We start from the raw sequence: 11,827 nt of genomic DNA on the forward strand, positions 1-11,827 counted from the left end.
TATGTTAATTATAGGATACTCTCTCTTTTCTGTCATGGCTTAGATTGCGAAGCAATCATATTGTTTTTTATCTTATACATGTTGTCATCTCCCGTTGTAAACACACACGTTATTTTACACATAAGTTTATCATATCTTTAATGAAAAGGCTCTCTTTATAAATTAATAAATTTATCCGGTTATAATGAGTCGGAAAGTCCTTCATTGTAACGAATTGTTCACAAAACACTTATTAAAAATAAGTTAAAAAGGTTGACTTTTATACGGATAACTTATATTATTTACCATGTTGAAACAAAAAATAGAGTTATAAATACAGGAATTAGTAGTGAAAGTGCTATTCCGCCCCAGACTGTAGCAGAAATGTATACTTTTTTGGAGTGGACCAGGCGCTTTTTTTTGTGAAAAAAATGAGGGGGAAAGTAAAAGTGGCCATTGAATTTGATACCATTGCAGCAATTTCTACCCCACCTGGAGAGGGCGGGATTGGCATTGTCCGAATCAGTGGGGATGAAGCGTTAGAGATTGCAGACCGTGTTTACCGATTAGGATCTAAAAAATTAGCCGATCAACCGTCACACACCATTCACTACGGGCATATTGTTAATCCTAAAACGGATACTCCGGTAGATGAAGTCATGGTAACCATTATGAAAGAACCTAAAACCTATACGAGAGAAGATATTGTAGAAATCAATACCCATGGCGGCATTGTTTCAGTCAATAAAGTACTAGAAACCGTGTTGCAAAATGGCGCACGATTAGCCGAACCGGGAGAATTTACCAAACGCGCCTTTTTAAATGGACGAATTGATTTATCCCAGGCAGAAGCTGTTATGGACGTCATTCGAGCGAAGACAGACAAGGCGATGCATATGGCTGTCACCCAATTAGACGGGAATCTATCGCGTTTAATAAAAAACTTGCGTCAGGACATTTTAAATACATTAGCACAAGTAGAAGTAAACATTGATTACCCGGAATACGATGATGTAGAAGAAATGACTTCTCAGTTATTAATCGAAAAAGCTGAACAAGTCAAGAATCAAGTGGAAGCCTTGCTTGAAACAGCGAGTCACGGAAAAATATTAAGAGAAGGTCTAGCCACAGCGATTATTGGCCGCCCAAATGTTGGAAAGTCGAGTTTATTGAATGTTCTATTAAAAGAAGATAAGGCTATTGTGACAGATATTGCGGGGACCACACGTGATGTGATTGAAGAATACGTCAGTGTGAAAGGTGTGCCTCTTCGATTGATTGATACTGCTGGAATTCGTGAGACAGAAGATATTGTTGAACGGATTGGAGTTGAGCGAAGCCGAAAAGCTTTGAGTGAAGCAGATTTAATTCTACTTGTTTTAAATCAAAGTGAGCCTTTAACTCCAGAAGATGAGTTATTGCTGGAAGCGACAGAAGAACACCACCGATTAATTATTTTCAATAAAACAGATTTGGAAAATCAATTAAATCTAGATGATTTAAAAGAAAAAGTTGATCCAGAGAGCATTGTCCAGACATCGATTGTGACGCAAAAAGGATTAGATGAACTCGAAGCAAAAATTGCGGAACTATTTTTTGCCGGAAACACAGGCGAAAAAGACGCCACGTATGTGTCGAATGTCAGACATATTGCTTTACTACATGAGACGATTGAAGCTTTTGACGATGTTATAGAAGGAATTGAAACAGGGATGCCCGTTGATCTAGTCCAAATCGATATGACAAGAGCATGGGACTTATTGGGAGAAATCACTGGAGAAAGTGTCCAAGACGAACTAATTACTCAATTATTCAGCCAGTTCTGTTTAGGAAAATAATTAGGATACCCGAAACGAAATTAAAATGAGAAAGGAACACGCTATGCAAACATATGAAGCTGGAAATTATGATGTTATTGTAGTAGGTGCCGGACATGCCGGGTCAGAAGCGGCTTTAGCTTCTGCCAGAATGGGAGCCAGCACACTACTTGTTACGATAAATTTAGACATGGTTGCCCATATGCCATGTAACCCATCTATTGGCGGACCTGCAAAAGGAATCGTCGTACGTGAAATCGATGCTTTAGGTGGAGAAATGGGACGGAATATAGACAAAACCTATATTCAAATGCGTATGTTAAATACGGCAAAGGGCCCCGCTGTACGAGCTCTTAGAGCACAAGCTGATAAATACATGTATTCGAATGAAATGAAAAAAACTTTGGAAGCAACTGAAAACTTAGATTTAAAACAAGGAATCATTGAAGAGCTATTAGTAGAAGACAATACAATACAAGGTGTTGTTTCTCATACTGGAGCGATTTACCGCGCCAAAGCAGTGATACTAACGGCAGGGACGTCTTCACGGGGTGAAATTATTGTGGGAGAATTAAAATATTCTTCTGGCCCGAATAATACGTTGCCTAGTATTAAATTATCCGAAAACTTATTGAAATTAGGTTTTGAATTAGATCGTTTCAAAACAGGTACACCTCCTAGAGTGCATAAAAATTCAATTGACTACTCTGTAACAGAAGAGCAGCCAGGTGACGTTGAACCGCATCACTTCAGTTTTGAAACACCTGATGAAGCGTATCTAGAAGAACAAGTGTCTTGTTTCTTAACATATACAAACGGTCAGTCCCATGATATTATCCGTGAAAATCTGCACCGGGCACCTATGTTTACAGGGATTGTTGAAGGAGTCGGCGCACGTTACTGTCCTTCTATTGAGGATAAAGTCGTTCGCTTTAGTGATAAACCGCGTCACCAGATATTCTTGGAACCAGAAGGAAAAGACACCGATGAAATTTATGTACAAGGTTTATCCTCTTCTTTACCAGAAGATGTACAATTAGCTGTTCTTCAAACCATTGAAGGGATGGAGAACGCTAAAATGATGCGTACCGGTTATGCCATCGAGTATGATGTGGTTAAACCGTATCAATTGCGCCCCTCTTTAGAAACTAAACTGGTTGACGGTTTGTTTACTGCTGGTCAAATGAACGGAACGTCAGGATATGAAGAAGCAGGTGGCCAAGGCTTAATGGCTGGTATCAACGCTGCGCGTTTAATCCAAGGCGAAGAACCACTCGTTTTAAAACGCGATGAAGCCTATATTGGGGTTATGATCGATGATTTAGTGACAAAAGGGACGAATGAACCCTATCGTTTACTGACTTCACGAGCAGAATACCGTCTCTTACTGCGCCATGATAATGCGGATTTCCGTTTAAGTAAAATAGGATACGAACTAGGCTTGCTTTCTGAAGAAAGATACCAGGCATTCTTGGATAAAAAAGAAGCAGTTGAAAAAGAATTGGAACGCTTAAAAACGATTCGTTTGAAACCAAAAGAAGTAGCGGACTATTTAGAAGAAAAAGGCGAAAAACCATTGAAAGATGGGATGCTTGCCTACGACTTCATGAAAAGACCGTATGTTAAATATAATGATATAGTTAAATTCACTGCTCCGGAAGAAGAATTATCTAAAGAAGCGAAAGAACAAGTAGAGATTTTTATAAAATATGAAGGCTATATAAACAAAGCTATTCGAAAAGCAGACAAATTGAAACGGATGGAAAACAAACGGATTCCAGAAGGCATCGATTACAATGCGATTAATAGTCTGGCAACGGAAGCGAGAGAAAAGCTGATTAAAATACAACCGGCTACGATTGCTCAAGCCAGCCGAATTAGTGGAGTGAATCCTGCAGATATTTCCATTTTAATGGTGTATGTTGAGCAGGGAGATATTCAAAAAGTTAAAAATTAAAGAAGAAGAAAAGCATTGGTTTGATACCAATGCTTTTTTGTATAATTATAAATTGTCCGCCCATCCGAGACTTTTATTTTATTTCTGGTAAACTAATTTTGAAAAGAAGGGATTGTTTTCAAAATCAGTAATGCTTATGATAAGTGTGTAAAGAGCAGCTGACAAAATAATGGAGATGAGGAAGGATTTTATGAAAAAAGTACTAATGGTAGAAGATGAGTTGTCGATTGTAAAGTTACTTCAGTACAATTTAGAAAAAGAAGGATATGAAGTGGATGTAGCTATGGATGGACAAGAAGGCTTTGACATGGCGAAAGAAAATACTTACTCCATTATCCTGTTAGATATCATGTTGCCTTCCAAAGATGGAATGGACGTGTGTAGGGAATTGCGACAGGAAAAAGTGGACACACCCGTTATTATGCTGACAGCTAAGGATTCGGAAATTGATAAAATTGTCGGATTAGAAATTGGTGCAGATGACTATATCACTAAACCTTTCAGCCCAAGAGAAGTGTTGGCTCGAATGAAAGCTATTTTCAGACGATTAGAGAAACAACCGTCGAAGCTAGAAGAGGAAAAAGAATCAGAAATTGTTTTCGGAGACGTTCAAATTTATCCTGAGAAATACGAAGTCTTTGTAAGAGGAGAAAAAGTAGATTTCACTCCTAAGGAATTTGAACTTCTACTATATTTGTCTAAACACAGTAACCGTATATTAAGCCGAGAACAACTCTTACTAGCCGTCTGGGATTTTGATTTTTCTGGTGAAACACGCATTGTTGATGTACACATTAGTCATTTACGTGAAAAAATTGAAGACAACCCTAAAGAACCGCAATACATTAAAACGGCTCGTGGGTTTGGATATAAATTAGAGGATCCCAAATGAAGCAATTAAGAATAAAGATCCTCTCCCTCTTGTCTTTATTTCTTATTCTGTTTACCTTGTTATTTCTCTTTTTAATTTCTTCTATTTTAGAAAGTCAGACTCTGGAACAGCAAGGTGAAGATTTGCAAGCTCAATTGCTGACCTTGTCGAGTCAACTGGACGAGAGAGTGGATGAACCGGATGACCTGATTGATTCTCTTTCTGATACAGCTGAAATTATATCCGAAAGAATTACTTTGGTTTCTTTAACAGGAGAGGTCCTATATGATTCTCACGCAGATGCTAGTACATTAGAGAATCACATCGATCGCCCGGAAATTCAGCAAGTGATAAGCGGAGAACAGGTTGGGGTTTATGATAGAGAAAGTGAGAGCACAGGGGAAGTCCTCTATTATACAGCGACCTATTTAGAGGATAGTAATGGAGAAGAGCTCGGCTTTATACGCTTATCTAAAAGCATAGAAGAAATGGTGGGTGTGACCAACCAGACGATGTTGGCTTTAGCTGCTTTCATGGGTATAGCCATTATTGTCTCGTTACTGTTCACGCAGTATTGGACAAAACAAATCACACAACCGCTCGGACATATCAAACAGGTGGCAGAAAAGTTATCCTTAAAGGATTATACAGCAAAATACAAAGGGAATTCTTATAAGGAGATTGATGAACTCGGGCGCACGATAAATGAGCTGGCGACTAGTTTGGATTATCAAGTACAAGAGATTGAAGAAAATGAGACCCAGTTACGAGAGTTGATTAACCATTTAGTTATCGGCGTTATGGTGGTCGATAATGAACGTAAAATAGACATGGTCAATCCAGCCATGAATGAAATACTGGGAGAAAACCTTTATGGAAACATAGGCAGAACGTACAACGAAGGGATTTATAGTGCAGGGCTTGTGGAATTAATAGAAAAAGCCTTTAAGAAGAAAAAACTTCAAAATAAAGAAGTCACCTTATACTTTCCAGAAGAAAGAATAATAGATGTGAACGTCGTTCCTATTTTTGGACAAACAGACCTGCCAATTAATTACATTGTGTTGCTTTACGATATTACTGAAATCAGAAGGCTAGAAAAGGTAAGAACAGATTTTGTAGCAAATGTTTCTCACGAATTGCGCACACCGATAACAGCCGTTAAAGGTTTTGCTGAAACACTTTTAGACGGAGCTTTAGAAGATGAAGAAGTTTTAGTGGAGTTTTTAACTATTATTTACAATGAATCCAGTCGTCTGGATACAATGGTACAGGATATTTTACAGTTATCTAAACTGGAACAGAGAAAAATAACGAGTGCGGCTGAAAGGGTACGAGTAACAGAAGTGATTGAAGAGATAAAAACCATTCTGCTTCAAAAAATAGAGCTGAGAAAGATTCAGTTTAAAGTAAAAGAACCGGAACCTCTTGAAATCGAGATTGATCGGGATCAGTTGAAACAAGTGTTACTCAATTTAATTGCCAATGCTGTTTCCTATACGCATGATGGAGGAGAAGTCACTGTGTATGTTAGACAGATTGGACATGAAGCTGTGATTTCTGTTAAAGATAACGGAGTCGGTATTCCTAAAGATCAACAAAGCCGTATCTTTGAGCGTTTTTACCGAGTGGATAAAGCGCGAAGCCGGAATGTGGGCGGGACTGGTTTAGGATTATCTATTGTGAAATGGATTTTGGAAAATAATAATGGAAGAATTACGTTAAAAAGCGAAGTGAAAAAGGGATCTGATTTTACCGTTTGGCTTCCCTTCAAACAGATAAACAATACCAATGGCGACTAAAGCTGTTGGTATTTTTTTGACCATAACAAATAAAGGCTGTTTTAATACGTTTTCACAGATGGATTTACATTAATTTTACATTCCTTTACATAAAACAAACGGAAAATATATAGTGTTCTAATAAAGCTGCTCTATAGTAAGTAATGAAGACAGGAGATGTCTATAACTTATTTAGAAGGAGAATAACTGTGAAAAAATTATTTAAATGGGGAACAATTTTAGGAGTATCTGCTACATTAATGGCTTGTGGAGCTGACAACGGAGACGATGCAGAAACTGACACTGGAGACGACACGGCAACTGATACATCTGAAGATAATTCAGATTCATCTGATTTCGATACATCGAGCACACTTCATCTCGTGACACGTGAAGTAGGATCTGGAACACGCGATGCGTTTGCAGAAATGGTTGGACTAACTGATGGAGACAACGATTTAATTGATCCGGCTGCGACAGCTCAACAAGGAACGAATGCTGTTAACACAACAGTTGCAGATGACCAGTATGCTATTGCTTACACATCTGTTGGAGCTTTAAATGATGACATTAAACCTGTTCAAATTGACGGAGTAGATGCAACAGCTGAAAATATTTTATCAGGGGACTACAGCATTGCACGTAACTTTAACGTTATTGTCGGAGAAGACCTAAGTGAACAAGCTCAAGATTTCTGGGATTTCATGTTTACGGCTGAAGGACAAGAAATAGTAGAAGAAGTAGGTTACATTCAAGCAGATACTGAAGCTCCAGCATATGAGGGAAGCGACCTTGAGCTTTCAGGTACAATTGACATCAATGGATCGACTTCCGTTTATCCAGTAGTTGAGGCCTTAGCTGAGGCGTACAGTGAGATTCATCCGGATGTTCAAATATCTGTTCACTCAACTGGGTCAGGTGCAGGAGTAACAGCTGCTATTGAAGGAACAACTGATATTGGTATGGCTTCACGCGACTTGGATGATGAGGAAACCAGTCAAGTAACAGAAGTTATGCCTGTTGCTTTAGATGGCATTTCAGTCATTGTTCACCCAAGCAATCCACTTGAATCATTATCTGTCGATCAAGTCGCAGATATCTTTAGTGGAAATGTCAGTACTTGGGATGAAATCTTAGATTAATTCACCAAACATAGATGTGCTAACTAAATAATCGGGTACGGGGCAGAGAAGATGATGGATGATTCTTTGCCCCTTATCTCTGATTAGAAAGACTTGAAAGGAAGGCTTATATGAGTGATATCAAAGAAAAAGTGATGCACGGTGTATTTCTACTCGCAGCTATCACATCGATACTCTCATTAATTGTTATTGTTGTATTCATATTTTCTAATGGATTGCCAATGATGATTGATTACGGAGTATTTGATTTCATTTTCGGAACGACTTGGAATCGAACAACCTTTGGCATTTTCCCCATGATCATTGGTTCCATTTTAGTAACAGTGGGCGCTGTTATTATTGGTGTGCCAGTAGGTGTACTGACTGCTATTTTCATGGCAGAGTTTTGTCCGCCCAAATTATATAAATTTCTGAAACCAGCTGTAAACTTAATGGCCGGTATTCCCTCTATAATATACGGATTTTTTGCCTTGCGTATTATTGTTCCTTGGGTACGAGATACATTTGGCGGGGCAGGAAACAGTATGCTGGCAGCTATACTGCTTCTTGGAATTATGATTTTACCTACTGTGATTTCCCTATCGGAATCAGCTATAAGATCCGTTCCGAGGTCCTATTATTCAGGCAGCGTGGCCCTAGGTGCAAGTCCGGAAAGAAGTATCTTTTTTGTATTAGTTCCAGCAGCTAAATCAGGTATTTTTTCCAGTATTGTCCTAGGTGTGGGACGAGCTATTGGTGAAACAATGGCAGTCGTTATGGTTGCCGGAAATCAGCCTATCATGCCCCAAGGATTAACGAAAGGCGTACGTACTCTGACAACCAATATCGTAATGGAGATGGCCTATGCTTCAGGTCAACACCGCGATGCATTAGTTGCTACAGGTGTCGTTTTATTCGTCTTTGTCATGGTTATTAACGGCGTCTTTTTATACGTCAAGAACAAGGGGGATAAGTAAAAATGGGAAGCAAAATAATAAAAGGGTTAGTCTATTTGTCGACGATTTTTACCTTTGGTGTATTAGCCTACCTGGTTATATACATTTTGTATAATGGTGTCCAGTACTTGACTCCCTCTTTATTTGAATGGGAATATACGACTCAAAACGTATCGATGATGCCGGCTTTAATCACCACTCTTTATGTTGTATTTGGAACCTTGTTCATTGCAACGCCAATTGGTGTTTTTACAGGTTTTTATCTCGTAGATTATGCGAACAAAGATAGTAAAGTGGTCCGAGCGATTAGTATGGCAACTGATACATTAGCCGGTATTCCGTCCATTATTTATGGACTGTTCGGAATGATGTTTTTTGTCATTTTTTTGGGCCTTCAGTTTTCCTTACTTGCAGGTATTTTAACAGTGACTATCATGACTCTTCCAGTTATTATACGTGCGACAGAAGAAGCACTGATAGCCACAGGTATGCCTCTCAGACAAGCCAGTTATGCATTGGGTGCTGGGAAATTGCGTACGTTATTTACAGTCGTTCTGCCTGTTGCTATGCCGGGTATTTTATCAGGCGTGATTTTAGCTACAGGAAAAGTCATAGGTGAAACAGCGGCTTTAATGTTTACTTTAGGAACAGCCACTTTACTGCCAAAAAGTCTGATGGCTTCAGGAAGAACCTTATCTCTGCATATGTATATTCTGTCTGGCGAAGGCCATAACGTGGACCAAGCCTATGCGACAGCAGTTGTCTTATTATTGTTTGTATTACTGATCAACGGATTATCCACTTTTATCAGTAATCGTTTATCTAAAGGAGGAAAATAATAGTGGCTACCCAAGTAAAAATAAAGGTAGAAGATTTAAAGTTATGGTATGGGGATTTCAGAGCCTTGCATGGTGTCGATTTGGATATTAACCGAAATGAAATCACTGCCTTTATCGGCCCATCTGGATGTGGGAAATCGACATTTATTAAAACACTTAACCGAATGAACGACCTGGTTCCAAACTGTCGGATCGAAGGAACAGTTGAACTAGATGGGAAAGATATCTACAGTAAAAAAACGGACTTAAACAATTTGAGAAAAAATGTGGGAATGGTATTCCAGCAGCCTAACCCGTTTCCAAAAAGTATCTATGATAATATTGCTTACGGACCGCGTACGCATGGAATTAAAAAGAAAAACGAATTAGATGAAATTGTGGAAAGAAGTTTAAAACAGGCTGCTATTTGGGATGAAGTGAAAGATCACTTGGATAGAAATGCCTTATCTATTTCAGGTGGGCAACAACAGCGTATTTGTATTGCACGTGCCCTAGCCGTTGAACCGGAAGTATTACTGATGGATGAGCCGACAAGTGCTTTGGACCCTATTTCAACGGCCAAAATAGAAGAACTGGTTTCTCAATTAAAAGAAGACTACACCATAGTCATGGTGACTCATAACATGCAGCAGGCATCCAGAATTTCAGACCGAACAGCCTTTTTCTTAAATGGGCATATAATTGAATCAGATGTCACAAGAAAGATTTTTACTAACCCTAGTGAGCAAGAAACAGAAAATTATATTTCTGGACGATTTGGTTAAATAATGAACAGGTAGGAGGAAAACGAATGAGAAGAGCGTATGATGAAGAACTTGAGAGAATGCACAGAACGTTTTCGCAGATGGGAAACCGAGTCAATGAAGCTATTTACAAAGCGGTGAAGGCTTTTGTCACCCATGATAAAGAATTAGCTAAAAAAGTCATTGAAGAAGATAAAAAAATCAATGCCATAGAGCACCAACTGGAACAAGAAAGTATTGAATTAATCGCCTTACAGCAGCCTGTTACGGGAGATTTAAGAAAAATAATTACAGTAATGAAAGCATGTGCTGACTTGGAAAGAATCGGGGATCACGCTGTGAGTATTTCAAAGTCAACGATTCGAGTGAAAGGAACCAAGCGTAAAAAAGACATAGAAGATTTAATCTCTTTAGCTGGAGATAAAATTATGCGCATGGGTCAGGACATTATCGAAGCTTATGTTCAATATGATGCAAAAAAAGCGGTAGAAATAGCAGAACGCGATAACGAAATTGATGAATTGGCCAATCAGATTAGAAGAGACAGTATTGAAGAAATGAGAAAAGACTCGGAGTTGGTTTTAGGAGCGACAGACTATATTTTAGTCAGTACGTATTTAGAACGAATGGGCGATTACATCACAAATATTTCTGAGTGGATTCTCTACTATGATACGGGAGAAATTCAAGAATTAAATACGCATCACACCCTTGAAAAATTAGATTAATATGAGACAATTATTAAAGACTAGAAGAGTCGTTCTTTTAGTCTTTTTTTGTTTAAAGGTTGATAAAACAATATTTGATATAGTAATAACTAATATGATTGTGTATAATAACTTAATACTATTGTAGTTATAATGAAAATATAATGAGAGGAAAAAAGGGTATGCGCATAGGGGAGAAGATTAAGAAAAGGAGAAAAGAAATTCACATGACTCAGGCCGAGCTTGCTTCGGGGATTTGCACACAAGCCATGATTAGTCGGATTGAAAAAAAGAAAGTAAAACCGAGTAAAGAGTTAATGGAAAAGGTAGCTGAAAGACTGGATGTCTCGATGTATTACTTTTACGGGGGAGAGTTAGAAGGCAGTCCTTATTCGAGACATGCAACTTTAACTAAATTGATTCGTCAACAATTAAAAAGAAAAGAGTATGAATCCGTTCATTACTTGCTTGATACGAATGAAGCCGTTATCGCACAATCTTCGGGGGGAGATAAAACTTTTTTTGAATGGGTGAAAAGCTTGCTGTATGCTTATCAAGATGGAGATCTGGATAAAGCGCTAGAGCATTTGGTTGAAATGGAAAAGAATGTGAAAGATGGGGATTTGAGGCTGGAAATTATAGACAGTATCGGACTAATCTATTTAAAGAAAAAAGAATACCAGAAGGCAGAAGTATACTATAGAGAAGGCATAGTGTCGTTTGCGGAGTGGATGGATTGCCAAAAGAAGGCCGCTTTGCTCCTGAATTATGTCAAAGCGCTTATTGAACAGAAGAAATATGAAGAAAGTTTAGATATCGTTTTTAAAGGGTTGGATTTACTTATTCATAAACAAACACTCGCTTATTTAGGCGATTTCTTCTATTACAAAGGGTACTGCTTAGAGAAGTTAAATCAATTGACTGAAGCGTTAGATGCCTATGAAAAAGCCTATACTATCTTTGATATTCAACAAAATGAAAAATTTACCTTAATCATTAAAATGGCTCAGGAGAGTATTGGAAAGTTCAAAATAGACTAAATAATGGGACTGGGAA

Annotated in this window: 10 protein-coding genes; all 10 read left to right on the forward strand. The window is 38.3% G+C overall.

Features of this window, described 5'->3' with window-relative positions; genetic code table 11:
• Positions 1-410 precede the first annotated feature (410 nt).
• The 10 genes from mnmE to ABDZ53_RS05585 all read left to right on the forward strand — a co-directional run bounded on the left by mnmE (position 411) and on the right by ABDZ53_RS05585 (position 11,811).
• Positions 411-1,817 carry a tRNA uridine-5-carboxymethylaminomethyl(34) synthesis GTPase MnmE gene (gene mnmE, locus ABDZ53_RS05540; RefSeq protein ID WP_343754607.1) on the forward strand — a complete coding sequence of 469 codons (1,407 nt, stop codon included), beginning with the start codon at positions 411-413 and terminating at the stop codon, positions 1,815-1,817.
• 43 nt (positions 1,818-1,860) lie between these two features.
• Positions 1,861-3,753, forward strand: a complete 1,893-nt coding sequence (mnmG, locus tag ABDZ53_RS05545) for a tRNA uridine-5-carboxymethylaminomethyl(34) synthesis enzyme MnmG (RefSeq protein WP_343754597.1) — start codon at positions 1,861-1,863, stop codon at positions 3,751-3,753.
• Positions 3,754-3,943: 190 nt separating this feature from the next.
• Positions 3,944-4,645: a response regulator gene (locus tag ABDZ53_RS05550; RefSeq protein WP_343754598.1), complete on the forward strand. Its 702-nt coding sequence runs from the start codon at positions 3,944-3,946 to the stop codon at positions 4,643-4,645.
• Entirely contained in the window at positions 4,642-6,426 is a 1,785-nt protein-coding gene (gene pnpS / locus ABDZ53_RS05555) for a two-component system histidine kinase PnpS (protein ID WP_343754599.1), read from the forward strand. Before ABDZ53_RS05550 ends, pnpS begins: the two co-directional genes overlap by 4 nt.
• Positions 6,427-6,614: 188 nt before the next feature.
• The gene (locus ABDZ53_RS05560) at positions 6,615-7,547 is read left to right on the forward strand and encodes a substrate-binding domain-containing protein (protein ID WP_343754600.1); all 933 of its coding nucleotides are present in this window, start codon (positions 6,615-6,617) and stop codon (positions 7,545-7,547) included.
• Between the two features lie 110 nt (positions 7,548-7,657).
• Positions 7,658-8,503, forward strand: a complete 846-nt coding sequence (gene pstC / locus ABDZ53_RS05565; RefSeq protein WP_343754601.1) for a phosphate ABC transporter permease subunit PstC — start codon at positions 7,658-7,660, stop codon at positions 8,501-8,503.
• Positions 8,504-8,505: 2 nt separating this feature from the next.
• A complete protein-coding gene (gene pstA / locus ABDZ53_RS05570) occupies positions 8,506-9,321 on the forward strand; it encodes a phosphate ABC transporter permease PstA (RefSeq protein ID WP_343754602.1) in 816 nt (271 codons plus the stop codon).
• Positions 9,321-10,085: a phosphate ABC transporter ATP-binding protein PstB gene (gene pstB / locus ABDZ53_RS05575; RefSeq protein WP_425541678.1), complete on the forward strand. Its 765-nt coding sequence runs from the start codon at positions 9,321-9,323 to the stop codon at positions 10,083-10,085. The genes pstA and pstB overlap by 1 nt, the downstream gene beginning before the upstream one ends.
• 26 nt (positions 10,086-10,111) lie before the next feature.
• Positions 10,112-10,792: a phosphate signaling complex protein PhoU gene (gene phoU, locus ABDZ53_RS05580; protein ID WP_343754604.1), complete on the forward strand. Its 681-nt coding sequence runs from the start codon at positions 10,112-10,114 to the stop codon at positions 10,790-10,792.
• Positions 10,793-10,953: 161 nt separating this feature from the next.
• Complete coding sequence (locus ABDZ53_RS05585) at positions 10,954-11,811, forward strand: helix-turn-helix domain-containing protein (protein ID WP_343754605.1); 858 nt, start codon at positions 10,954-10,956, stop codon at positions 11,809-11,811.
• The last annotated feature ends 16 nt before the right edge of the window (positions 11,812-11,827 follow it).

Origin of the sequence: Alkalibacterium iburiense, from assembly GCF_039521845.1 — a bacterium.
GTDB classification, from domain to species: domain Bacteria; phylum Bacillota; class Bacilli; order Lactobacillales; family Carnobacteriaceae_A; genus Alkalibacterium; species Alkalibacterium iburiense.